Here is a 22,087-nt window from a genome sequence, read left to right as displayed (position 1 = left end):
CGCCACGCTGGTCGGACTCTGCCGCGCGGACCACCGGCTCCGGGATGTGCCCGGGTGGCGGCACAAGGTCGATGACGACGGAACGTTGACCATCACCACGCCTGCAAACCAGACCTACACCAGCAGGCCGGAACCCTTGTCGGGCGGCGAAAAGGCAGCGTCGACGTCGGCGTCGGACAAGCCGAAGTCCGAGAGGGCGTACCGGTGGGCGGGAGCCCGCTTCCCGGAGCGGCTTTCCTCGTGTAGCAACACCATGCGCGATCGGGCCTCGTCGGTCAAAGGCAGGTTGAAGTGGCGATAGACGTCTTCGACCGTGTCGATCGGGTCGCGGACGAAGTCCTCGTACTGCACGTCGTAGAACTGGGCAGCATCGTGCCTTTCTCGGGCGGCGCTGAAGTCGGACAGGCCACGTGCCCAGAGGGCCAGCTGGCTTCGGCCGACCACCTCGCCTTTGAACGCGGTCGACCAGTCGGCGGTGGCGTTCTCGTTCAGGCTGCACACCGAGGCGATCGCGGTTCGCGGATCGCGGTGGGTCTGGATCACCAGGGCATCCGGGTACACGGTGAGCAACTCGTCCAGCGCGAACAGGTGGCTCGGGTTCTTCAGCACCCACCGCCGATCCGCATCGTGCAGGCCGATCAGGCGCAGCACATCGCGGTGCCGGCGGTAGGCCGTGGTCCAATCCTGCCCGCGGAGCCAATCCGAATAGGACGGTACGTGGGCCAGGCATTCGTACGAGATCGAGCGCAGGGACTGCCGCAGGATCTGCCAGCACTCCTCGACCTGCTCGGCCGAGCTGTAGTGCAGTCCCATGAACTCCGGGTGTTCCTGGTGGTGCTGCTCGTACCCGGCCTGGATGCGGGCGAACACCGGATTCGACTCCCACGTCTCCCGTGGAGGACGCGGCTGGGGGACCTCGGTCAGCCACAGCTCCGGACCCTGGTGCGCGGGGTCGGCGGTGAGCAATCGGTGCAGGGCGGTGGTGCCGGTGCGCGGCAATCCCGTCACGAAGATCGGCCGCTCGATGGGCACATCGGCGTACGCGGGGTGTTGCTTCCAGCCAGCCTCGCTGAGCAGACGCGCGATCAGCGCACCACGCAGGAAAGCCCGCTTGATCTTTTTGCCGAACGGAGTCAGTTCCGCCTCGCGGGCGTACGAGTCGAGCAGCACTGCCAGGCCCTCGGTGTAGTCGTCTTCCCCGAAATCATCGAGGCCTGTCACCTTGGTAGCCGAAGCGTGCAGGTCCTCGACCGTGCCCACCGAATCCCGTTCCATGCCGCTCCCTCAGTGGTGGAACTCGCCGCAGTTGACGTCCAGGCACTGCCCGGTGATGGCGCTGGCCATCGGCGAAGCCAGGAAGACCACGGCGTCGGCGATCTCGTCGGGTTCGGGCAGCCGCCGCAGGTCCGTGGTGGCCGCGGTTTCGGCGTAGACCTCCTCGCGCGTCACCCCGCGTTCCTTCGCCAGGTGCCCGAAGTACCACTTCAGTGCGTCGGCCCAGATATAGCCCGGCGCCACGGAGTTGACCCGGATACCCCGCGACCCGAGCTCGGTGGCCAGCGATTGCGCCAGCGACAACAGTGCCGTCTTCGACATCTTGTACGCGCCGAAGGTCCGCCGCGAATGCCGGATCACCGCCGAGTTGATCATCACCACCGAACCGTCCACGCCGGACAGCGCCGGAGCGAGCAACCGGGTCAGCCGCAGCGCGGCGAGCACGGTGGTGTCCAGTGCCGTCCGGATCGCGGCCGGGTCGGCATCGAGCAGGTCACCCATCGGCGGGAAAGCGAAAGCGTTGTGCACCAGGGCGTCCAGGCGGCCGAACTCGGCGATGGTCTGCTCGGCGAGATGTTCGGCGGCGGCCTCGTCGGCGATGTCGGTCGGCACGCAGAGCGCTCGACGGCCCAGCGCGGTGACCTCCTTCGCGACCTCTTCCAGTCGCGATTCGGTACGCGCCGCCAGCACCACGTCCGCACCAGCCGCCGCGGCACGCACCGCGATCGAACGGCCCAGCCCCGGGCCGATCCCGGAGACCAGCACGACCTTGCCTTCGAGCATCATCCGAGCATCCTGGTGGCGAAGGCGGCCTGCCGGGCCGCGATCCGGTCCGCGTACTCACGCGGGGTGACCCGTGCCTGCTGGTAGTACGGCAACCGGCGGGGGAGCTCGCCGAACGGCACGACCTCCACTTCCGGCCCGTCCTCGGGTTTCAGTTCCCTGGCCAATCGCTGCCACCGGATCTGCACGAAACCCCGCGCGTGCCCGGTGCGCTCCAGCCAGTTCGCCAGACCCGGATCGCGCTCGCTGATCACGAACCGAATCCGGCCGTCGGGATCGATGCGCGTCTGCGAGGTGTTCAGGCTGGTCTGGTGGTTGACGTAGTCGAGCGAGATGTACCACCGGCTGCCGAGCTGCATGCCCTGGTACGGCGCGTCGGAGGCGGGCACGGTCACCACCATGACCTCGTCGTCGGCCAGGTCGTAGTGCCCGGCCGAGGAGAACTGCGTGGTCAGCCCGCCCGGCGTGGATCGCGGTTCGGTCATCGTGTTCACCGGCAGCTCGAGGTAGAACCAATCCGGGAACTTGAGGAAGGTATGCAGCCGGTTGAGCAGCAGTTTCCCCGCCACGCCGTACCGCTTGGTCATCTTGTCCTGCGAAGGTGGCGGCGGCACCTGGCCGATCCGATCCGCGCGCTGGATGCGCAGCACGCCGCGTTCCTCGGCAGCCCAGTCGCTGTACACCTCGCGGGCGACCAGCATCGCCGAGCCCGGTGCCAGCGTGAAGTAGTGGGGGTCGCTCGACTTGTCCGGCCCGAACCGGATCTCGAAGGAGCCGTCCGGCTCGATCCGGATCGACCGGTCGTCGAAGGCGGTGACGCTGTCCGGCACGTCGACCGGCGTGTAGTCGCCCGCGAGCACCTGGAAACTCAGGTCCGCGGTGCTGCCCCGGCGCCCGGTGACCACGTATTCCGCGTCGTCGCGCAGGTAGGCGTGGAAGTACAGGGTGTCCGGGTTGTCCAGCCCCATCTTCGTGTACGGCCCGGTGGACTGCACGAAGTATGGGAAGTCCCGCTCGTAGGCCCACGCCATCTGCAGCGACGCGCGAATGCTGCCGCTGAGGTAGTCGTAGCCCTCGATCAGGTCCTGGTCGGTCCGGATGTGCGGGGCGGATTCGATGATCTTCTCGGCTTCGGCGATCGCTGCGGCGAACGGCTGGGTGAGCACCCCGTCACGGTAGAACGTGTTCTAATTCGCGTCAATGCTCTCCAGGCTGTGGAGCTCGTCCAGCACCAGGACGGTGTGGCTCGACAGCACGTCGGGCATGGTTTGCAGCCGGTGCAGCACCAGGTGCCGCAGGCTCGACGCGTCCGGCGCGCGGACCAGCAACACGATGTCGTGTTCACCGGAGACGAGCGCGCCGTGCCAAACCTCCGGGATCTCCAGCACCCGCTTGCGCACCGCCTGCCACGAGTGCTGGCTGATCTTCAGGTACACGTACGCCGAGATGCCCAATCCCGCGCGTTCCGGGTCGATCACCGCGCTGTATCCGGTGATCACGCCGTCGCGGTGCAGGCGGTCCACCCGCGAGTAGACCGCCGCCCGCGAGATGTGCAGACGCTCGGCGAGCGCGCGCATGGACAGCCTGCCGTCCGCGCGCAGCTCCTTGACGATTCGGCGGTCGGTCTCGTCGAGTGCGGCCATGTGGCCCAGCCTAACGGCGTTAGTGAGCCAAACGTCCGGAGAATCGGCCTCGGTATGGAATATTGGCCAGACCGCGATGGAGCATTCGCGCCATGACGACGGTCACCAGCGCGGAGCGCGCTCTGCTCCCCACGGATGAGCCGCTCGCCCTGCTCTCCGCGGCGGGCGAGCCGGTGGCGGACCCGGCCCTGCCGATGCCGGCCGACGAAGTGCTGCTCGACCTGCACCGGAAGATGGTGCTCGGCCGCCGCTTCGATGCCCAGGCCACCGCCCTGACCAAGCAGGGCAGGCTCGCGGTCTACCCGTCGTCGCGCGGGCAGGAGGCGTGCGAGGTCGGTGCCGTGGCCGCGCTGGAGGAGCGCGACTGGTTGTTCCCCACCTACCGCGACTCGGTCGCCCTGGTCACCCGCGGCGTCGATCCGGTCGAGACGCTGACCCTGCTCCAGGGCGGCTGGCACCTGGGCTACGACCCGTACGAACACCGCGTCGGTCCGCAGTGCACGCCGCTCGCCACCAACACGCTGCACGCGGTCGGCGTCGCGCACGCCGCGCGGTTCAAGGGCGAGGACAGCGTCGCGCTGGTGTTGCTCGGCGACGGCGCGACCAGCGAGGGCGACACACACGAGGCGCTGAACTTCGCCGGTGTGTGGCAGGCGCCGGTGGTCTTCCTGGTGCAGAACAACGGCTACGCGATCAGCGTGCCGATGAGCAAGCAGAACGCGGCGCCGTCGCTGGCGCACAAGGGGATCGGCTACGGCGTGCCGTCCGTGCTGGTCGACGGCAACGACCCGGCCGCGGTCTACGCCGTGGTGCGCGACGCGGTGCGAGCCGCTCGCGAAGGTGGTGGCCCGACGTTGATCGAGGCCAAGACGTATCGCATCGAGGCCCACACCAACGCCGACGACGCGAACCGCTACCGCGACCCCAGCGAAGTGGCCTACTGGCTGGGCCGCGATCCCCTCGACCGCATCGAGGCCTACCTGCGCTCGCGCGGTCTGCTTGACGACACCCGCCGCGACGCCGTGCTGGCCGAAGCCGAGGCGTTCGCGTCGAAGGTGCGTGACGGCATGAACGCCGAGGTGGAGACCGACCCCGCCGACCTGTTCCGGCACGTCTACGCCGAGCCGACGCCCGCGCTGCGCGAGCAGGCGGCCCAGCTCGCCGAGGAGCTCCGATGACCCTGTCCATGGCAGGCGCGTTGAACCGCGGCCTGGCCGACGCGCTCGAAGCCGACGACCGCGTGCTGGTGTTCGGCGAGGACGTCGGCCCGCTCGGCGGCGTGTTCCGGGTGACCGACGGGCTGACCGCGCGCTTCGGCGAGAAGCGGGTGTTCGACACGCCGCTGGCCGAGTCCGGCATCGTCGGCACCGCGATCGGCATGGCGATGAACGGCCTGCGCCCGGTGGTGGAGATGCAGTTCGACGCCTTCGCCTACCCCGCGTTCGAGCAGATCACCAGCCACCTGGCCAAACTGCGCAACCGCACGCGCGGCAAGGTCGCACTGCCGGTGGTCGTCCGGATCCCGTACGGCGGCGGGATCGGCGGCGTCGAACACCACTGCGACTCCTCGGAGATGTACTACACCCACACGCCGGGCCTGCGCGTGGTCACGCCCGGCACCCCGGAGGACGCCTACCACCTGCTGCGCGCCTCGATCGACTCGCCGGACCCGGTGATCTTCCTGGAACCGAAGCGGCTCTACTGGGCCAAGTCCGAAGTGGACTTCGATGCGCGGGTGCCGATGGACCGCGCGGTGGTGCGGCGGACCGGCTCCGACGTCACGCTGATCGCCTACGGGCCGATGGTGCAGACCGCGCTGGAAACCGCTGAGGCAGCACGGGAAGAAGGCTGGGACGCCGAAGTCGTGGACCTGCGCACGCTGTCGCCCTTCGACGACGAGACGGTCGCCGCGTCCGTGCGCAAGACCGGCCGCGCGGTGGTGGTGCACGAGGCGTCCGGCTTCTGCGGGTACGGCGCCGAGGTCGCCGCCCGGCTCACCGAGCGCTGCTTCCACCACCTGCACGCGCCGATCCTGCGCGTGACCGGCTACGACATCCCTTACCCGCCACCGAAACTCGAGGAACACCACCTGCCGAACGTGGATCGCGTGCTCGACGCGATCGCGCGCCTGCAGTGGGACGACGAGGTGATCGGCGTTGCCTGAGTTCCTGCTGCCCGACCTCGGCGAGGGCCTGACCGAGGCGGAAGTCGTGCGCTGGCTGGTCTCGGTCGGCGACACGATCACCGTGGACCAGCCGGTGGTCGAGGTGGAAACCGCCAAGGCGGCGGTCGAAGTACCGTCTCCCTTCGCCGGGGAGGTGACCGCGCTGCACGGCGCCGCGGGTGAAACGCTGCCCGTCGGTGCGCCGCTGCTCAGCGTGGGCGGAGCGGCTCCGGGATTCACCGAACCGGGCGTGGTGGTCCCGGAGCCTGCCCCCGCTGCCGAGGAAAGCGGCAACGTGCTCATCGGTTACGGCACGTCGACGGCCACCCGGCGTCGTCGCCGGACGCCCAGGCGTGCGCCCGCGAGCGTGCCCCAGCAGCGGACAACGGCAGTCATTTCGCCGATCCTGCGCATGCTGGCCAAGGAGAACGGGGTCGACCTGCAAGCGGTGTCCGGCAGCGGCCCGGGAGGTGTGATCCGGCGGTGCGACATCGAGCGGGAGATCGCCGGGCGCTCGGCAGGTGGCCGCCGCATTCCGTTGAAGGGCCTGCGGAAGACGGTCGCCGACAAGCTGTCCACCTCGCGGCGGGAGATCCCCGAGGCGACCGTGTGGGTCGACGTCGACGCCACCGAACTGCTCGCCGCGCGCGACAAGCTCGACGGGGTCGGCTTGCTGGCGTTGCTCGCGCGGTTCACCGTGGCGGGCCTGAAGAAGTTCCCCGAACTGAACTCGCGGGTCGAGCGCGACGAGATCGTGGTGCTCGATTCGGTGCACCTCGGGTTCGCCGCGCAGACCGATCGCGGGCTGGTCGTGCCGGTGATCCGCGACGCGCACACGTTGAACACCCGCGCGCTGTCGGACGCCCTGCGCGACCGCACGGCCGCGGCGCGGGCGGGCGAGCTGACCCCGGCGGATCTGACCGGCGGCACGTTCACCGTGAACAACTACGGGGTGTTCGGCGTGGACGGTTCGGCGGCGATCATCAATCACCCGGAGGCGGCGATCCTCGGCATGGGCCGGATCATCGACCGGCCGTGGGTGGTCGACGGCACGCTGGTGGCGCGCAAGATCTGCCAGCTCACGCTCGCCTTCGACCACCGGGTGTGCGACGGCGGCACCGCGGGCGGTTTCCTGCGTTTCGTCGCCGACTGCGTGGAGTCGCCGGTCACCGCCCTCGGTGACCTCTAGGCGTCGCGCAGGCTCAGGTACTCGCTGAGCCGGGTCGCCGCCTTGAGCATGGCGAGGCCCCGCGCGGTCAGTTTCCGCTGCCAGTCGTCCAAAGCGCCGGCCAGCGCTTCGACGTCGCCCGCGGTGCGGATCTGGTGCACCACGGTGGCGATGTGCTCCAGCGGATAACCCCCGCGCCGGAGCAGGTGGGCGAGTTCGGCGTCGCGGATGTCGGGTGCGCGGTAGACGCGGTAGCCGGTGCCCGATTCCCGTTGCGGCGTCAGGATTCCGGCTTCCTCCCAGTTGCGCAGGGTCGCCGGGGTGACGCGGAGTTGGTGCGCCACCTCCCCGATGGTGCGTCGAGCTACCACCTGATCCCCAGGGCGATCCACTGAGGGGTCCGCGGTCAAGTAGTCGATCGCGTCCTTCACCGCGTCGAGGGTCTCGCGGTCGCGCAGCAGCCGGTGGTGGCCGCGGTCGATGGCGGTCAGCGCATTGTCGAGGCCGCCGGCGTGGATCGAGTTCATGATCTGCCCGGCGGTGGCGTGCCCGTAGGCCGGGATCAGCGCGAGGTAGGCGCGCAGCGCTGCCGCGTGCACCTCGGTGTAGACGCGGTAACCACTGGCGGTGCGTTCGGCGGGTGGGAGGCACCCGTCCTGCTCGTAGTTGCGGACGGCCTGGGTCGACAGGCCGTGCTCGCGGGCTAGGTCGGCGGGTCGCATGCGCCGCTAGTCGGCCACGGCCTCGACCAGGCGGAGCAACTCGGTGGTCGCGGCGACCCCGCCGAGCACGACGACCTTCAGCGAACCGCGTTCCTCGTCGTAGAGGGTGTCCACGCGCAGCGGCTGGTCGTCGTCCCTGGAGCTGTTCGCCGCACCCAGCAGCAGCGAGGTGATCCGGTCCGCGGTCGCCTTGTCGACCGCGTCCACCTGCACGATGCTCGACACCTCGACGCGGCGCGCGCCGGAAATCGACGGCTTGCCGGTCAGCTCATCGAGGTCCTCGCGGGCGATGCGGTACTGCTTGCCGATGCGGACCGCTTTGAGCCGCCCGTTCCGCACGTAGTTGCGGACCGTGCGCACGTGCAGCCCGAGTCGGTCGGCGACCTGCTCCACGGAGAGCAACTCCTGCGTCATGTGCTCAAACTACGTCAGGAACCGGACCGGTCGAGCAGGCGCACCAGCGCCGCGGCGGCCTCCTCGGCATCCGCGGTGGACACCGCCGCCGGGTCGAGCAGTGCCCGCTGCGCCAGCCCGCTGAGCAGGGCGTGCGCGGCCACGCTCAACCGCCGCGCCTGCTCGCCGGTGGTCCGCGTGGTGCCGAGGCAGCGGTCGGTCAGCAGGTCGCGCAGCCGCTGCGCCGGGATCGGCTGGGCAGGCACCGGTTCGCGCAGTGAGGCGGCGGTCGCTTCCAGTTCGAAGGCGAACCGGTCGCGGGCGCCTTCTTCCGTGGCCATCTTCATCCACACCCGCGCCGCGCCCCGCAGCACTTCGGTCACCGGCAGTTCCGGATCGGTGAGCGCGTCGAGCTCGCCCGCCAGTTCAGCGGAAAGCTGGTCCATCGCGGCGGCGAGCAGGTTCCGCTTGCTGCCGAAGATCGAGTAGATCGCGCCTGTGCTCAATTCGGCCCGTTCGGCGATGTCCTCCAAGCGGGCGTCGCGATAGCCGTGGGCGGCGACCTCGGCGAGGCAGGCCTCGATCAGCGCTTCACGATTGCGCGCCTTCAGCACGGTCCGTTTCACGGCAGTGATGGTAATCTCATTATTAGCGTAATCAAATTATCATACCGGAGGGTGTCGTGCGCGAGGTCGCCAGGATCACCGGTTCGATGACGCCGGCCACCGGCTTTCCCACGGTGGACCAGGTGCACCGGTTCACCGCCGAGATCGCCGAAAAGCACCCGGACGCCGTGACCGTGACCGTGCTCGGCCGGTCCAAGCTGGGCGACCCGATCCACCACGTCCGGGTCGGCGGCGGGCCGCGGCAGGTGGTGGTGATCGGCAGCCCGCACCCCAACGAGCCGATCGGCCTGCTGACCATCCGGCAGCTGCTCTGCGAACTCGCCCAGGACACCGAACTGCGTGAGGCCCTCGGCGCCACCTGGCACTTCGTGCCGTGCGCCGATCCCGACGGCACCCGGCTCAACGAAGGCTGGTTCGACGGCCCGCTCACCCGCGACCACGTGGCGCGCAACTTCTACCGGCCGCCGAGCGACGAGCAGGTCGAATGGACATTCCCGGTCCAGTGGCGCGGGCAGCGCATCGGCACGCCGATCCCGGAGACGCGCGCGCTGATGAAGCTGATCGACGCCACCCGGCCGCAGTTGATCGCCTCCCTGCACAATGCCGACTTCGGCGGTGGCTTCTTCTACGTCAGCGGTGGCGACGCCGAGTACTACGCGGCACTCACCGCGTTGCTCGACGACGCCGGGATTCCGCTGGACCGGGGGGAGCCGGACGCACCCGGTGCCCGCGCGCTGGCGCCGGCGGTGTTCGAGATGCCGTCCTTCGGCAGGATCGCCGAGGCGATGGGCGCGCCGCTGCTCACCGGCGGAAGCACTCGGGACTACTCCGAGCGCTACGGCAGTGCGGTGCTGATCAGCGAACTCCCGCTGTGGGTGGACCACGGCCCGGCGTACGCCGACGAGAGCTGCGCCCAGGATCTGGACTTCTTCACCGGCTTGCTGCAGCCGTTGCGGTTGAGCGGCCGCAGCCCGTTCGAACGCGCGATCACCGACGCGCTGCGCTGGTTCCGGTTCGCCGGTGGAGAGGTGTGGCCGGGCGTGATCCGCCTGCGGTGCGCCGGAATGCTGCTGCGCCTGTTCGCCGACGAACCGGCGTCACCGGAGATCGACGCGGCGCGCGCGAGGCTGACGCCGGTGTTCGAGCGCTGGTGCGCCGAGGTCGCCGAACGCGCGCCGGGCACGCTCGTGCCCCCGCACCGCCTGGCCGGGGTGCAGGCGGGCGCGATCGTCACCGCGGTCACCCGGCTGCGCGACGGCCTGCCGGTCTGACTGCTCCATCCGGGTGCGCCCGCGAAACCGCCGGGAACTCCGGAACCGCCTCCGGCGACCTCTACTGCGAACGGTCGTGGGAAGCGAAGGACGGGGTGCATGGCCTGGTACGACGATGACGACCTGTGGGCCGGCTTCGCCGGGGCGATGTTCTCCCGCCGACGGGCGGCGGAGGCCGCCGAACTCGTCGCCAAGTCGCCGTTGCTGACGTTCCCGGCCGGAGCCAGGGTGCTCGACCTATGCTGCGGGCCGGCGATCCACGTGGTGCCGCTGGCGCAGCGCGGGGACCGGGTCACCGGCGTGGACCTGAGCGAGGGCATGCTGGCGCGGGCACGCGAAGCCTGCCGGGAAGCCGGTGTCGACGTCCGGCTGGTCCAGGCGGACATGCTGGAATTCGTCGAGGACCGCGCCTTCGACGTGGTGCTCAACCTCTACACCTCGTTCGGCTACTTCGACGATCCCGCCGACAACCTGCGCGTGCTGCGCAATGCCCGCGCCAACCTGGACCGCGGCGGCACGCTGCTGATCGACGTGCTGGGCAAGGAAGTCCTGGCGAGCTGGGTGGGCCGCCCGCAGGCCGTGGACGTCGAAGAGGGCACGGTGTTCATGCGCGACACCATCCTCGACGACTGGACCCGCCTCCGTACCGAATGGACACTCGTCGCCGGGGACACCGTGCGCCGGGCCACCATCACCAGTTTCCTGTACAGCGCCGCGGAACTGCGCGCGTTGTTCCAGCAGGCCGGGTTCGCCGACGTGGAGTGCTTCGGTGACTTCGACGGCAGCCCGTACGACAACCACGCCCGGCGCCTGATCGTGCGCGGCCGACGTGCGGACTGAGGTCGAGGGCGAGCCGCGCTGGCGCCTGCTCGCCGAACCGGCGACGCCCGACGCCCCCGCCAGGGGCGGGCTCACCGGCGCGATCGTCGTGCTTTCGCTGGTGCTGCTGGTTTCCGTGCTCGCCGGTATCGCGCTCGGCCCGACCGTGGTGCCGCTCGACGACGTGCTGCGTTACCTGCAGGCCGCGCTCACCGGCGGCCGGATCAGCCAGGCCGAGGTCACCGGCTACTCGATCGTGTGGGACGTGCGGACCCCGCGGGTGCTGCTCGCGGTGGTGGTCGGCGCCGGGCTCGCCGTGGTCGGCGTGGCGTTGCAGGCGCTGGTGCGCAACGCGCTGGCCGAGCCGTTCGTGCTCGGCATCTCCTCGGGTGCCTCGGTCGGTGCCACCGCCGTGGTGGTGTTCGGGGTGTTCGCCTCGCTCGGCGTGCTCGCCATGTCGGTCGCGGCCTTCCTCGGCGCGCTGATCGCGACCGCGCTGGTCTACCTCGCCGCCCGCAGCGCGCTCGGGCTCACGCCGCTGCGGCTGGTGCTGACCGGGGTCGCGCTCGCCTACGCCTTCCAGGCGGTGATGAGCATGATCGTCTTCCTGGCGCCGAACAGCCAGGCGGCGCAGACGGTGTTGTTCTGGCTGCTCGGCAGCCTCGGCGCGGCGAGCTGGCAGTCGCTGCCGATCGCGGCGGTCGCCGTGGTGGTGACGGTGGTCCTGCTGCTGCGCAAGAGCAGGCCGCTCGACATCCTCTCGCTCGGAGACGAGACCGCGGCGAGCCTGGGGGTGGACGCGGCGGCGTTGCGGCGCGGACTGTTCCTGCTGACCGCCGGAGCGACCGGGCTGCTGGTGGCGGTCAGCGGCGCGATCCCGTTCGTCGGGCTGGTGCTGCCGCACGTGGTCCGGATCGTGGTCGGCTCCAGCCATCGCCGCGTGCTCGCGATCGCCCCGCTCGCCGGGGGCATCTTCCTGGTCTGGGTCGACGTGCTGGCGCGGGTGGTGGTGGCGCCGGAGGAACTGCCGCTCGGGGTGATCACCGCGCTGATCGGGGTCCCGGTGTTCATCGTGCTGATGCGCCGACGCGGCTACATGTTCGGAGATCGCTGATGGGACAGGCAGAACTTTCGTTGCGGGGAGTCTCGGTCGAGATCGCCGGGCGGGCACTGGTCCGCGAGCTGAACCTCGACGTCGGGGAGGGCGAGGTGGTCGGCCTGGTCGGGCCGAACGGCAGCGGCAAGTCGACCGCGCTGCGCTGCGTCTACCGCGCGCTGAAACCGACCACCGGCGCGGTGCTGCTCAACGACGAGGACCTGAGCCGGGTGGCGCTGGCCGAGAGCGCGCGTTCGATCGCCGCACTGACCCAGGACAGCCGCGCCGAGCTGGACTTCACCGTGGAGGAGGTGGTCGCGCTCGGCCGGTCACCGCACCAGCGCGGCAATCCCCGGCTCACCGCACGCGAACGCCAGCTGTGCCGGGACGCGTTGCGGCGCATGGACATCACGCACCTGGCGGTGCGCAGCGTGCTGTCGCTCTCCGGAGGTGAACGCCAGCGCGTGCTGATGGCCAGGGCACTGGTGCAGGAGCCGAGCGTGCTGGTGCTCGACGAGCCGACGAACCACCTCGACGTGCGCCACCAGGTGGAGCTGCTGAGCTTCCTGGCCGGGTGCGGGCTGACCGTGCTGGTCGCGCTGCACGACCTCAACCTGGCCGCCGCGGTGTGCCAGCGCATCGCCGTGTTGCGCGACGGCGAACTGGCCGCCTGCGGCACTCCGGCCGAGATCCTCACCCCCGAGCTGGTCCACGACGTGTTCGGTGTGCGGGCCAGCGTGGTCGCCCACCCGAGGACCGGGATCACCCAGCTGCTCTACGACCTCGACCCCGACCGTCTTGATAGTCCCGAAAGGACCGAGCGCGCATGAGAACCCGCCTGGTAACGCTGCTGGCGCTGCTCCCGTTGGTGGCGGCCTGTGGTGCCACCGTCGAGCCCGCGCCCGCCGGTGGGCCGCCGGCCACCGCGACGGTGACCAACTGCGGTGAGCAGGTCACCTATCCGACGCCGCAGCGCCCGGTGTCCTACGACATCAGCGGCACGGAGAAGATGTTCGCGCTCGGACTGGCCGACCGGATGCGCGGGTACGTGCTGAACAAGGTGGCGGATCCGTCCATCGACGGCTCCGAGTGGAAGGCCGACTACGCGAAGGTGCCCCGGCTCGGCACCGCGCGGATCACCCGGGAGATCGTGGTCGACGCCCAGGCCGACTGGGTGTTCGCGGGCTGGAACTCCGGGTTCAGCGAGGAGCGCGGCATCACGCCGAAGCTGCTGGAACAGCTCGGGATCCGCAGTTACCTGCACACCGAAACCTGCTGGGACTACGGCACCGCGAAGGCCGACGTTTCCCCGCTCGACGCGCTGTTCGCGGATCTGGAGAACCTCGGCAAGATCTTCCACGTCGAGGCGCGGGCCACGGAACTGGTGGGGCAGCTGCGTTCCAGGCTGGACGCGGTGCGCCGAGGTGCGCCCGCCGGTGCGGAACCCACCCGGGTGTTCGTCTACGACTCGGGCACCGACCAGCCGTTCACCGCGGGCAAGCACGCCGCGCCCACCGACATCATCGCCGCGGCGGGCGGGCGCAACATCTTCGCCGAACTGGCCGACGGCTGGGGCTCGGTCGGCTGGGAGCCGGTGGTGCAGGCGCAGCCCGAAGTGATCGTGGTGGCCGACTACGGTGACCAGCCGGCCCAGGCGAAGATCGACTTCGTGAAGTCCTTCGAGGGCTTGAAGAACTCGCCCGCGGTGCGGGAGAACCGGTTCCACGTGATGTCGGTCGGCGAACTGGTCAGCGGGCCGCGCAACGTGGCCGCGGCCGAGAGCCTGGCCCGCTACCTGCGGTCGATCGGCCGATGACCCGGGTGCCGGAGGCCATGGTCGCCGCCGCGGTGCACGAGCACATCACCGACGCGATCAAGGACCCGAGCCTGATCCGGCTGGGGCCGAACCTCGTGCTGGCGCGGTTCGAGACGATGAAGGTCTACGCCGCGCTCGGCGCCGTCCGGTCGCTGCTGGACAGCGGCATCGTGCGGCCGGGGCAGACGCTGATCGACTCCTCCAGCGGCATCTACGCGCTCGCGCTGGCGATGGCGTGCCACCGCTACGGCCTGCACTGCCACATCGTCGCGTCGACCACAGTGGACGCGACGATCCGCGCGCAACTGGAGGTGCTCGGCGCTACCGTGGACCAGATGCCGCCGTCGGCGAGCCTGCAACTGGACCAGGAACGCCGGGTCGGCCGGGTGCGCGCGCTGCTCGCCGAGCGGCCGGACGTGCACTGGATGCGGCAGTACCACGACGAGGTGCACTACGCGGGGTATGCCGAACTGGCGGAGATCGCCGCGCGGTCGCTGCCCACGGGGGCGCTCACGGTGGTCGGCGCGGTCGGTACGGGCGCGTCGACCGGCGGGTTGGTCGAGTCGCTGCGACGGCGCGATCCGGACGTGCGGCTGACCGGGATCCAGCCGTTCGGCAGCGTGACCTTCGGCAGCGAGCGGCTGTCCGACCCGGAGGCGATCATCGCCGGGATCGGCAGTTCGATCCCGTTCGGCAACGTCCGGCACACGCTGTACGACCGGTTGCACTGGGTGGATTTCCGGTACGCCATGGCGGGCGCGGTCGGGTTGCTGCGGGAGCACGCGGTGTTCGCCGGGCTGTCCACCGGTGCGGCCTACCTGGCCGCGCGGTGGGAGGCGCGGGCCGAGCCGGAGCGGACATTCCTGGTGATCGGCGCGGACACCGGACATCGGTATGTCGACAAGGTGTTCTCCCGGCACCAGGACGCGCTGGATCCGGAGCTGCTGTTCCCGGCGGAGGTGGGTTCGCTGGCCGAGCTGAGCCTGCCCTGGTCCACAATGGACTGGGCACGGAGGGCGTACCGATGACCATCGTGCTCCTGGAAGCGCTCTCGTTCGGCTTGGGCCGCCTGGCCGACGCGGCGGCGGAGGCCGGGCAGCGGCTGGTGCTGTTCACCGGTGACCGGTCGATCTACCGGTACGAGCTGAGCCGTCGCGCGATCGACGTGGTGGATGTCGATACCTTCGACGCAAACGCTTGCACCAGGGCGCTGTCCTCGGTGCCGGACTTGGCCGGTTTGATCAGCTCCACGGACACCTGGGCCGTTCCCGGCGCGCAACTGGCCGCCGATTTCGGCTTGCCGGGCCCGTCGGTCGACGCCGTGCGCATCCTGCGGGACAAGGCACGAGTGCGGCAGTTGTTGCACGCGCGGGGGTTGAGCCGGGGCACGGCCGTGGACGCGACGCCGGAGCTGACGGACTTCCCGTTGGTGGTGAAGGACTCGGCGGGTACGTCCTCGCGGGATGTCTCGTTGGTGCGCTCGGCGGCGGAGCTTCGTGCGGTGCTGTCGGCTACTGGGGCTTTGAAGGGACGGCTGATCGCGGAGCCGTTCCTGGTGGGGCCGGTCTACAGCGCGGAAACCTTGACCTGGCAGGGGGAGACGCGGCTGCTCGGGGTTTCGAGCCGTCAGTTGTCGCCGGTCTACCGGTTCCGGGAGGAGTCGGCGGCGTTCCCGGTCGCTTTCGGGGAGAAGGACACCGAACTGCTGCGGCAGTGGGTCTCCGAGGTGCTGGCCGTGGCTGGGCACGCCCGGGGTTTCGCGCACGTCGAGTTCGTGCTGGGCGCGGAAGGCCCGGAACTGGTCGAAATCAACGCACGCATCGGGGGCGCGCTCGTCGGGGAGGCGCTGTGCCGCGCGCTGGGCACGAACGTCTACCACGCGATGATCGACATGGCGCTGGACAGGCGCCCCTCCTTGCTCGACGCGGTCCTCCCCGGCGGCCCGGCGGTCGCGTTCAGCCTGATCTACCCCGCCCACCCCGGCCGACTGGTGGGCTGGACCGGCCTGGACGCGCTGGCAATGCACCCGGGGGAGCCGGAGTGGTACCCCACCGCCACCCCGGGCGACACCTTCGACCACCTGGCCGACCAGCGCTCCTGCACCGGCCTGGTCCTGGTACACGGCGACACCGCCGAACTCGCCGCCCACCGAGCCCACTCCGCCGCCTCCCTGATCCACCCCACCCTCACCTAACCTCGCCGCCCGAACCCACGTTCGCGTACCGAGCCCCACACTCGCGCATCCGAACCCCACGTTCAGACAGCCGAGTCCCACGCCCGGACAGCCGAACTCCACGCCCGGGCAGCCGAGGCCCACATTGGCGCACGCGGGTTCCACATTCACGCAACCGAGGCCCACGCTCGGGCAGCCGAATCTCACATTGATGGGCGCGAGTTCGACGTTCAAGCAGCTGAGTCCTGCGTTCGCGCGGCCGGGTTCCGCGTTGGGGCGCGAGTCCTACGCTCGTGCGGCCGAGTTCCGCACTCGGATAGCCGAGTTCCGCACTGGCGCACGCGAGTTCAACATTCAGGCGGCCGAGTCCCACGTTCCCGAAGCCGAGTCCCACGCCCGCGCACGCGAGTTCCACGTTCAGGTCGCTGAGTTCGACGTTCGGGGCAGCTGAGTGCTCTGGCGTACGCCAGTCCCACGTTCGGACAGCCGAGTCCCACGTTGGCGCAGCCGAGTTCCACGTTGAGGTGGCCGAGTTCTACGGTCGGCGCAACCGAGCACCCGCATGGGTGGACGCGAGTTCCGCCCCGGCGGCCCCAGCGAACTGTCACGAATGTGGCTTTCGAGACCCGGATGAGAGCAGTGCGCAGCGCCGTTGAGGGTGGCGGTGGGCGACGGGAGGGCGTCCCGAAAGCCACATTCGTGACATCAGGAACCTCCGTGCCAGGAGTGCCACAGGGTGGAGTAGGTGCCTCCGGCGTCCACCAGGGCGGCGTGGGTGCCGAGTTCGGTGATCCGCCCGTCGTCCACCACGGCGATCCGGTCGGCGTCGTGGGCGGTGTGCAAGCGGTGGGCGATGGCGACCACCGTGCGTCCGGCGAGGACGGCGGCGACCGAGCGTTCCACGTTCCTCGCGGTCCGCGGGTCCAGCAGGGCGGTGGCCTCGTCCAGCACCACGGTGTGCGGGTCGGCCAGTACCACGCGCGCCAGTGCGAGTTGCTGCGCCTGCGGCGCGTCCAGCCGCACATCGGCACTGTCCAGACCGGACGGAAGGGACCGGACCCAGCCGGCGTCCACCACGTCGAGGGCGGCGAGCAGGCGGGCGTCATCGGCGTCCGGGGCGGCGAGGGTCAGGTTGTCCCTGATCGTGCCGAGGAAGACGTGGTGTTCCTGCGTCACCAGCACCACCCGTTCCCGCAGCACCTCCGGCGCCAGGTCCGCCACCGGCACCCCGCCCACGGTCACCGAGCCCGAACCCGGCGCCGCGAGCCCGGCCAGCAGTCTGCCCAAAGTGGACTTACCCGCGCCCGACGGACCCACCAGCGCGAGCCGCTCACCTGGGCGCACCGACAGGTCGACCCCGTGCAGCACATCCCCGCCGGGACCATACGAGTAGCGCACGTCGCTGACCACCAGCCGGTCGTCGGCGGGCACTTCGGTGGTCGGGGCCCGGTCGGGCACCGCCTTGCCGACGCCCTTCAGCCGTGCGAACGAAGCGCCGCTGCGCTGCAACTGGTCGAGCCAGTCCAGCAGGAAGTCCATCGGCTCGGTCAGCTGCCACGCGTAGAGCACCGCCGAGATCGCCGCGCCCAGGGTGACCAGGTCGTTCGCCACGAAGAAGCCACCGGCCAGCAACAGCGCCGCGGCGGGCAGCGCGTAGACGAAGTCCACCACCGGGTACAGCACGCTGCGCAGGAACAACGTCCGCACCCGCGCCGTGTAGGCCTCGCGCACGCGGGCGTCCGTCACCTCGATCTGCCGCGACGCCAAGCCGAACGCCTCGACCGTGCGCGCGCCTTCCGCCGTTTCCACCAGGCTGTCGGACATTTCCGAGAGCGTCTGTCCTTCGTGGAGGTAGGCGTCCCTCGCCCGCTTCAGGTACCACCGGCTGATCACCATGAGCAACGGCAACCCGATCATCGAGCACAGCCCGAACAACGGGTCCAGCACGAACAACGCGGTGAAGACGAAGGTCAGCTGCACCGAGGAGATGAACAGCGTCGGAGCCGCGTCGCGCAGGGTCACGCCCACCGTCGACACGTCCGCCGCGCCCCTGGCCATCAGGTCGCCGGTCCCGGTTCGCTCGACCACCGGCGCGGGTAGCGCCAGCGTGTCGTCGACGAAGTCCTCCCGCAGCCGCGCCAGCGTCCGCTCGCCGAGCCGGTGCCCGGCGTTGCGGGCGAAGCGGGTGAGCAGCACCTGGGCCAGCGCGCAGCCCACGATCGCCGCCGCGAGCACGTCCACAGTGGACGTGTCCGCCCGCCCGGCGCCGACCAGGTCGACGATCCTTCCGACCAGCCAGGGCGCGGCCAGCCCGGCCAGCGCGGCCAGCCCGTTCAACGCCAGCACCACCGCCATCGCCCGGCGGTCGGCGCGGACCAGCTGCCAGGTCGCCCGCCGGACCTCGGCAGCCGTCGCCACCGGCAGGCTCATCGGGCCACCTCCTCTTCGGCGCCGCGGTACACCAGCGCGCGGTAGCGCGGTTCGGATTCGAGCAGGCCGGTGTGCGTCCCGGTGGCGACCACCCGGCCGTCGACCAGGAACGCCACCAGATCCGCCTGTCCGGCCTGCAGCGGGGACGTGGTGGCGACCACCGTGGCCCGCCCGGCGCGGAACTCCCGCAGCCGGGCGGCGATCAGGGCTTCGGTCGGCGCGTCCACCGCGGACGCCGGCTCGACCAGCAGCAGCACCTCCGGATCGGCCAGCAACGCCCTGGCCAGCCGCAACCGCTGTTGCTGGCCGCCGGACAGGTTGGCGCCGCGTGCCTCCAGCCGTGCGTCGAGACCGGCCACGTCCTCGGCGGCCGCCGCCCGCACCGCGGCGGTGATGGCCGCGTCGTCGTGCTCCGGCCGGGTGGACACGGCCTCGCGCACCGAGCCGGCGAACAGGTGTTCTTCGTTGCGCGCGACCAGGATGCGCGTGCGGATCTCGTCGAGCCGGATGTCGGCCAGCGGCACTTCGTCCCAGGTAGCCGCGGAATCGGTGTACCGGCCGAGCCGGTCGAGCGCCGCGGCCGAGTCGGCGGGCGAGGCCGACACCACGGCCAGCAGCACGCCGGGCGGGACCACCAGCCCGGAGTCCGGGTCGGCCAGGTTCGCCGGGCCGTCCGGACCGGGCCGGTCCCCACCGGCCTGCTCGGGCTCGATCCGCAGCAGCTCGGTGACCCGGCGGGCCGCGACCAGCCCTCTGGCCAGCTGGTCGCTGCCCTCGATCAGGAAGAACATCGGGATCACCAGCGCGGCCACGTAGCCGTAGACGGCGACCATCTCGCCGATGCTGATTTCCCCGGCGGCGGTCATCCGCGCGGTCAGCCAGGTGACCACGGCGAGGAACAGCACGGGCATCCCGGTGGTCAGCGCCTTGACCCAGCTGGTCACCGCACCCACGCGGTAACCGTCGTCGCGCAGGAGCCGCGACGAACCGTGGAACCGCCGCGAGAACTGGTCGCTGCCGCCGATCCCGCGCAGCACCTTCAGGCCGCCGACGATGTCCCCGATCTGCGAGGTCAGCTCACCTTGGCGCTCGCGGTACTCCGCTTCGTTGCGCTGCAGACGGTTCAGCAACGGCACGATGGTGACCGCGAGCACCGGCACGCCCACCAGCACCACCAGCGCGAGCACCGCCGAGACGTCCAGCAGCAGCAACGTCACCGCGGCGAAGGCGAACAACGCGCCCACCCCGGGGCCGACGATCGTCAGGCAGAGGGAGATGGTGGTGATGTCGGCCGCGCCGATGTGCGCCACCTCGCCGGCGGACACCCGCCGGGACAGCGTCGAGCCGAGCCGCGCGACGTGCCGCACCACCACCCGCACGGTGCGCAGCGCGGAGTCCACCCGGACGAAGGTCATCGTGCGGTGACGCATCAGGCCGAGCAGCGCGTTGAACATCGTGGCCGCCAGCACCGCGCCGGTCCACGCCGCCAGTTCGGCGAAGTCGCCGGTGCGCAGGCCGTTGTCGACGGCCCGTGAGCTGAGGTACGGCGGCAGCATCGTGCTGACCATCCACACGCTGCCGTACAGCGAGCCGCGCGCCGCCCGCCACGGCTGGCTCCGGACCAGCCACCAGAGGTACCGCGCGGGACCGCGGACGTCGGGCGTTCCCGGGCCTATTTCCGCCATTCGGACCGGTCCAGTGCGTATTCGACGTCACCGTGTTCCGAGCCTTCGATCGGCTCGGGCCAGTCGCCGAAGAACGTGCGCACGTAGCGCAGGCCTGCCTTCTCCATCACCCGCCGGGAACCCCGGTTGACCGCCATGGTGCCGGCCCAAACGCGCTTCGCGCCGAGTTCGGTGAACGCCTTTTCGATCAGCGCGTGCGAGCCCTCGGTGGCGTACCCCTTGCCCCAGGCGGCCCGGCGCAGGCGGTAGCCCAGTTCCGGCACGTCGGCCGGGGCGTCGAGGTCGGGGCGCAGGTGGAACCAGCCGAGGAACTCACCGGTGGCCTTCTCGTGCGCGATGAAGAAGCCGTAATCCGGATTGCGCTCGGGGTGCTCGAGCATTCGCGGCAGGAAGTAGGTTTTCACCCGTTCCAGCGAGGTCGGCACGCCGCCGGTGAGGTAGCGCATCACCTCGGGATCGGAATCCAGCTCGACGAGCAACGGAGCGTCGGATTCGGTGATCCGGCGCAAGGTCAGCCGTTCGGTCTCGAGATAAGTCCCCGCCTCGTCCATGTCCGCCGACGCTAGCGACCGCGGGCCGGTGACGCTTCCGATTTATTCGGCTACGCTGATCAAGCCGCCAGACATCCCCCGGACCGCCGCCTCGTAGTGAAAGGTCGGAGATGTCGAGAAAACGCGCCCTCGCGGGCGTCGCGGCTCTGTGCGCAGTGTTGTCCACCACGGTGTCCACCACGCTGGCCCCCGTGGCCGCAGCCCAGGTCGACGGCGGCGGCTGGACCTCGTACTCACCCTCATTCACCGAGCAGGAACGCGGCTGCGGCCAGATCAACGGGCTGAGCTTCACGCTGACCTGCGCCACCGGCAGCGGTGACCAGCGGGCCGAACGCCGCTACGCCACCTACACCGGCGGCACGCGCCAGTTCGAAGGCAGCTTCCGGATCAGCAGCCTCGGCGGCACCCGGATCAGCCTGAAGCAGACCTTCCAGGACCCCACCGGGCCGTTCTTCATGCTGGCGGTGGAACGCGGTGGCCGGCTCTACGCGGTGCACGGCGGGAACACCGTGGCCACCGGCGCGACCGTGGGCACCACGGTCCGGGTGAACACCGTCCACCAGCCCGGGAACAACCACAAGACCTACGTCAACGGGTCGCTGAAGCACACCGTGTCCAGCCCGGGCGGCAGTTTCTACGACAAGTTCGGCGCCTACCGGACGAACAGCGGCGCCGGTCCGGCGACCGTGGTGTGGAGCGGGATCAAGTTCTGGCGCAAGTAACCGACTCCGCCGTCCCGGCGGGCCCCGCCGGGACGGCCTTCCCCGCTGAGGTCTCCCATGCGCAAAGCCGTTTTCTTGCTGTCCGCGTTGCTGCTCGCGGGCTGCTCCGCCGAAGCCCCTGACCTCGACCCCGAGCTCCGAGCGACGCTGGTCGGGTCGGACGACGTCGTGCTCGACTGGCCCGCCGCCGAACCAGGGGCGGCCGGCCGGGTGCTGGAATTCGCCACCGAGTCCGACGGCGAATACACCGTGCTGCAGTTCATGCCCCCAGAGCAGCGGCAGTACACCCACCCGGACCTCATGCCGCGGACGCACTTCCACTACCGCCTGCGCACCTTCGCCGGGCCGGCCTCGGAAACCGCGGTGGTCGCGCTCCCGCCCGGCGAATTCGACGAAGCCGCGCAGGCGCTGAACCACGATTGGGCCCAACCGGTGCGCACCCCGGGGAATACACGGCATTCCGTGCGCACGGCCGAAGCGGCCCCCACGGATTTCCGGGCCGACGTGCGGCACGCGAACGGGATCCGGTTCACCTGGACCGACAACGCCGCCGACGAGGAGGGCTACCTGCTGGAGCTGAAGACCACCGGGGACTACCGGGTGGCCGCCGTGTTCGAGCCGGACGTCACCTCGGCGGGCTTGATCACCTTGCCGGAGGAGAAAACGGCGACCTACCGCGTGCGGGCCTTCGCCTACGGGCCGCCGTCCACAGTGGCCGATGTCCGGACCGGACAGGAAGATTGACAGCCG

22 protein-coding genes are annotated in these 22,087 nt (G+C 70.5%); 12 read left to right on the top strand and 10 right to left on the bottom strand.

Annotated elements, in window-relative coordinates; translation table 11 throughout:
- Window positions 1-114: 114 nt before the first annotated feature.
- From L3Q67_RS42810 to L3Q67_RS42795, 4 genes are read right to left on the bottom strand one after another with little or no spacing between them, the layout of a single operon-like run.
- Window positions 115-1,275: a sulfotransferase family protein gene (locus L3Q67_RS42810; protein ID WP_499187104.1), complete on the bottom strand. Its 1,161-nt coding sequence runs from the start codon at window positions 1,273-1,275 to the stop codon at window positions 115-117.
- Between the two features lie 9 nt (window positions 1,276-1,284).
- Window positions 1,285-2,061, bottom strand: a complete 777-nt coding sequence (locus tag L3Q67_RS42805; protein WP_499187103.1) for an SDR family oxidoreductase — start codon at window positions 2,059-2,061, stop codon at window positions 1,285-1,287.
- Window positions 2,058-3,224, bottom strand: coding sequence for a hypothetical protein (locus L3Q67_RS42800; protein ID WP_499187102.1), 1,167 nt, complete (start codon window positions 3,222-3,224; stop codon window positions 2,058-2,060). The genes L3Q67_RS42805 and L3Q67_RS42800 overlap by 4 nt, the downstream gene beginning before the upstream one ends.
- Before the next feature lie 21 nt (window positions 3,225-3,245).
- On the bottom strand, window positions 3,246-3,701 hold the full coding sequence (locus L3Q67_RS42795) for an Lrp/AsnC family transcriptional regulator (protein WP_209665387.1): 456 nt from the start codon (window positions 3,699-3,701) through the stop codon (window positions 3,246-3,248).
- Between the two features lie 92 nt (window positions 3,702-3,793).
- Here L3Q67_RS42795 and pdhA point away from each other — a divergent pair, with 92 nt between their 5' ends.
- The 3 genes from pdhA to L3Q67_RS42780 are packed head-to-tail and all read left to right on the top strand — an operon-like array spanning window position 3,794 to window position 7,054.
- Entirely contained in the window at window positions 3,794-4,879 is a 1,086-nt protein-coding gene (gene pdhA, locus L3Q67_RS42790) for a thiamine pyrophosphate-dependent dehydrogenase E1 component subunit alpha (RefSeq protein ID WP_499187101.1), read from the top strand.
- The gene (locus tag L3Q67_RS42785) at window positions 4,876-5,865 is read left to right on the top strand and encodes an alpha-ketoacid dehydrogenase subunit beta (protein WP_499187100.1); all 990 of its coding nucleotides are present in this window, start codon (window positions 4,876-4,878) and stop codon (window positions 5,863-5,865) included. Before pdhA ends, L3Q67_RS42785 begins: the two co-directional genes overlap by 4 nt.
- Complete coding sequence (locus L3Q67_RS42780) at window positions 5,858-7,054, top strand: dihydrolipoamide acetyltransferase family protein (RefSeq protein ID WP_499187099.1); 1,197 nt, start codon at window positions 5,858-5,860, stop codon at window positions 7,052-7,054. Before L3Q67_RS42785 ends, L3Q67_RS42780 begins: the two co-directional genes overlap by 8 nt.
- Here the strand turns inward: L3Q67_RS42780 and L3Q67_RS42775 are convergent.
- The 3 genes from L3Q67_RS42775 to L3Q67_RS42765 are packed head-to-tail and all read right to left on the bottom strand — an operon-like array spanning window position 7,051 to window position 8,774.
- Window positions 7,051-7,755 (bottom strand): TioE family transcriptional regulator, encoded by a 705-nt coding sequence (locus tag L3Q67_RS42775; RefSeq protein WP_499187098.1) that lies wholly within the window; start codon window positions 7,753-7,755, stop codon window positions 7,051-7,053. The two genes, L3Q67_RS42780 and L3Q67_RS42775, sit on opposite strands and share 4 nt — an antisense overlap.
- 6 nt (window positions 7,756-7,761) lie before the next feature.
- The gene (locus L3Q67_RS42770; RefSeq protein ID WP_499187097.1) at window positions 7,762-8,169 is read right to left on the bottom strand and encodes a helix-turn-helix domain-containing protein; all 408 of its coding nucleotides are present in this window, start codon (window positions 8,167-8,169) and stop codon (window positions 7,762-7,764) included.
- A gap of 14 nt (window positions 8,170-8,183) precedes the next feature.
- Entirely contained in the window at window positions 8,184-8,774 is a 591-nt protein-coding gene (locus L3Q67_RS42765; protein WP_499187096.1) for a TetR/AcrR family transcriptional regulator, read from the bottom strand.
- Between the two features lie 56 nt (window positions 8,775-8,830).
- On the opposite strand from L3Q67_RS42765, the gene L3Q67_RS42760 reads away from it, so the two are divergent.
- The 7 genes from L3Q67_RS42760 to L3Q67_RS42730 all read left to right on the top strand — a co-directional run bounded on the left by L3Q67_RS42760 (window position 8,831) and on the right by L3Q67_RS42730 (window position 15,970).
- Window positions 8,831-10,045, top strand: coding sequence for a M14 family metallopeptidase (locus tag L3Q67_RS42760; RefSeq protein WP_499187095.1), 1,215 nt, complete (start codon window positions 8,831-8,833; stop codon window positions 10,043-10,045).
- A 99-nt stretch (window positions 10,046-10,144) separates the two neighbouring features.
- A complete protein-coding gene (locus L3Q67_RS42755) occupies window positions 10,145-10,885 on the top strand; it encodes a class I SAM-dependent methyltransferase (RefSeq protein WP_499187094.1) in 741 nt (246 codons plus the stop codon).
- On the top strand, window positions 10,875-11,978 hold the full coding sequence (locus L3Q67_RS42750; RefSeq protein ID WP_499187093.1) for a FecCD family ABC transporter permease: 1,104 nt from the start codon (window positions 10,875-10,877) through the stop codon (window positions 11,976-11,978). Before L3Q67_RS42755 ends, L3Q67_RS42750 begins: the two co-directional genes overlap by 11 nt.
- Complete coding sequence (locus L3Q67_RS42745) at window positions 11,978-12,790, top strand: ABC transporter ATP-binding protein (protein WP_499187092.1); 813 nt, start codon at window positions 11,978-11,980, stop codon at window positions 12,788-12,790. Before L3Q67_RS42750 ends, L3Q67_RS42745 begins: the two co-directional genes overlap by 1 nt.
- On the top strand, window positions 12,787-13,776 hold the full coding sequence (locus L3Q67_RS42740) for an ABC transporter substrate-binding protein (RefSeq protein WP_499187091.1): 990 nt from the start codon (window positions 12,787-12,789) through the stop codon (window positions 13,774-13,776). Before L3Q67_RS42745 ends, L3Q67_RS42740 begins: the two co-directional genes overlap by 4 nt.
- Entirely contained in the window at window positions 13,773-14,804 is a 1,032-nt protein-coding gene (locus tag L3Q67_RS42735) for a PALP domain-containing protein (RefSeq protein ID WP_499187090.1), read from the top strand. Before L3Q67_RS42740 ends, L3Q67_RS42735 begins: the two co-directional genes overlap by 4 nt.
- Entirely contained in the window at window positions 14,801-15,970 is a 1,170-nt protein-coding gene (locus L3Q67_RS42730) for an ATP-grasp domain-containing protein (RefSeq protein ID WP_499187089.1), read from the top strand. Before L3Q67_RS42735 ends, L3Q67_RS42730 begins: the two co-directional genes overlap by 4 nt.
- A 684-nt stretch (window positions 15,971-16,654) precedes the next feature.
- Here the strand turns inward: L3Q67_RS42730 and L3Q67_RS42725 are convergent.
- From L3Q67_RS42725 to L3Q67_RS42715, 3 genes are read right to left on the bottom strand one after another with little or no spacing between them, the layout of a single operon-like run.
- Window positions 16,655-18,379: an ABC transporter ATP-binding protein gene (locus L3Q67_RS42725; RefSeq protein ID WP_499187088.1), complete on the bottom strand. Its 1,725-nt coding sequence runs from the start codon at window positions 18,377-18,379 to the stop codon at window positions 16,655-16,657.
- The gene (locus L3Q67_RS42720; RefSeq protein WP_499187087.1) at window positions 18,376-20,064 is read right to left on the bottom strand and encodes an ABC transporter ATP-binding protein; all 1,689 of its coding nucleotides are present in this window, start codon (window positions 20,062-20,064) and stop codon (window positions 18,376-18,378) included. The genes L3Q67_RS42725 and L3Q67_RS42720 overlap by 4 nt, the downstream gene beginning before the upstream one ends.
- Window positions 20,052-20,615 carry a GNAT family N-acetyltransferase gene (locus L3Q67_RS42715; protein ID WP_499187086.1) on the bottom strand — a complete coding sequence of 188 codons (564 nt, stop codon included), beginning with the start codon at window positions 20,613-20,615 and terminating at the stop codon, window positions 20,052-20,054. The genes L3Q67_RS42720 and L3Q67_RS42715 overlap by 13 nt, the downstream gene beginning before the upstream one ends.
- 110 nt (window positions 20,616-20,725) lie before the next feature.
- Between L3Q67_RS42715 and L3Q67_RS42710 the strand changes: the two genes are divergently transcribed.
- Both L3Q67_RS42710 and L3Q67_RS42705 read left to right on the top strand, forming a co-directional pair.
- Window positions 20,726-21,337: a hypothetical protein gene (locus L3Q67_RS42710; protein WP_499187085.1), complete on the top strand. Its 612-nt coding sequence runs from the start codon at window positions 20,726-20,728 to the stop codon at window positions 21,335-21,337.
- Between the two features lie 57 nt (window positions 21,338-21,394).
- Window positions 21,395-22,081, top strand: a complete 687-nt coding sequence (locus tag L3Q67_RS42705) for a fibronectin type III domain-containing protein (RefSeq protein ID WP_499187084.1) — start codon at window positions 21,395-21,397, stop codon at window positions 22,079-22,081.
- Window positions 22,082-22,087 lie beyond the last annotated feature (6 nt).

The sequence above is a fragment of the Saccharothrix sp. AJ9571 genome, from assembly GCF_021725495.1.
GTDB lineage: Bacteria > Actinomycetota > Actinomycetes > Mycobacteriales > Pseudonocardiaceae > Amycolatopsis > Amycolatopsis magusensis.
Note: the sequence above shows the minus strand (reverse complement) of the source record. Positions and strands in the feature narration are given on the sequence as shown.

What these genes read in the sequence shown, in the direction of transcription:
- L3Q67_RS42810 (WP_499187104.1), bottom strand. Translation starts at nt 1,275, where the DNA reads ATGGAACGGGATTCGGTGGGCACGGTCGAGGACCTGCACGCTTCGGCT.
- L3Q67_RS42805 (WP_499187103.1), bottom strand. Translation starts at nt 2,061, where the DNA reads ATGATGCTCGAAGGCAAGGTCGTGCTGGTCTCCGGGATCGGCCCGGGG.
- L3Q67_RS42795 (WP_209665387.1), bottom strand. Translation starts at nt 3,701, where the DNA reads ATGGCCGCACTCGACGAGACCGACCGCCGAATCGTCAAGGAGCTGCGC.
- pdhA (WP_499187101.1), top strand. Translation starts at nt 3,794, where the DNA reads ATGACGACGGTCACCAGCGCGGAGCGCGCTCTGCTCCCCACGGATGAG.
- L3Q67_RS42785 (WP_499187100.1), top strand. Translation starts at nt 4,876, where the DNA reads ATGACCCTGTCCATGGCAGGCGCGTTGAACCGCGGCCTGGCCGACGCG.
- L3Q67_RS42775 (WP_499187098.1), bottom strand. Translation starts at nt 7,755, where the DNA reads ATGCGACCCGCCGACCTAGCCCGCGAGCACGGCCTGTCGACCCAGGCC.
- L3Q67_RS42770 (WP_499187097.1), bottom strand. Translation starts at nt 8,169, where the DNA reads ATGACGCAGGAGTTGCTCTCCGTGGAGCAGGTCGCCGACCGACTCGGG.
- L3Q67_RS42755 (WP_499187094.1), top strand. Translation starts at nt 10,145, where the DNA reads ATGGCCTGGTACGACGATGACGACCTGTGGGCCGGCTTCGCCGGGGCG.
- L3Q67_RS42745 (WP_499187092.1), top strand. Translation starts at nt 11,978, where the DNA reads ATGGGACAGGCAGAACTTTCGTTGCGGGGAGTCTCGGTCGAGATCGCC.
- L3Q67_RS42740 (WP_499187091.1), top strand. Translation starts at nt 12,787, where the DNA reads ATGAGAACCCGCCTGGTAACGCTGCTGGCGCTGCTCCCGTTGGTGGCG.
- L3Q67_RS42735 (WP_499187090.1), top strand. Translation starts at nt 13,773, where the DNA reads ATGACCCGGGTGCCGGAGGCCATGGTCGCCGCCGCGGTGCACGAGCAC.
- L3Q67_RS42730 (WP_499187089.1), top strand. Translation starts at nt 14,801, where the DNA reads ATGACCATCGTGCTCCTGGAAGCGCTCTCGTTCGGCTTGGGCCGCCTG.
- L3Q67_RS42725 (WP_499187088.1), bottom strand. Translation starts at nt 18,379, where the DNA reads ATGAGCCTGCCGGTGGCGACGGCTGCCGAGGTCCGGCGGGCGACCTGG.
- L3Q67_RS42720 (WP_499187087.1), bottom strand. Translation starts at nt 20,064, where the DNA reads ATGGCGGAAATAGGCCCGGGAACGCCCGACGTCCGCGGTCCCGCGCGG.
- L3Q67_RS42715 (WP_499187086.1), bottom strand. Translation starts at nt 20,615, where the DNA reads ATGGACGAGGCGGGGACTTATCTCGAGACCGAACGGCTGACCTTGCGC.
- L3Q67_RS42710 (WP_499187085.1), top strand. Translation starts at nt 20,726, where the DNA reads ATGTCGAGAAAACGCGCCCTCGCGGGCGTCGCGGCTCTGTGCGCAGTG.
- L3Q67_RS42705 (WP_499187084.1), top strand. Translation starts at nt 21,395, where the DNA reads ATGCGCAAAGCCGTTTTCTTGCTGTCCGCGTTGCTGCTCGCGGGCTGC.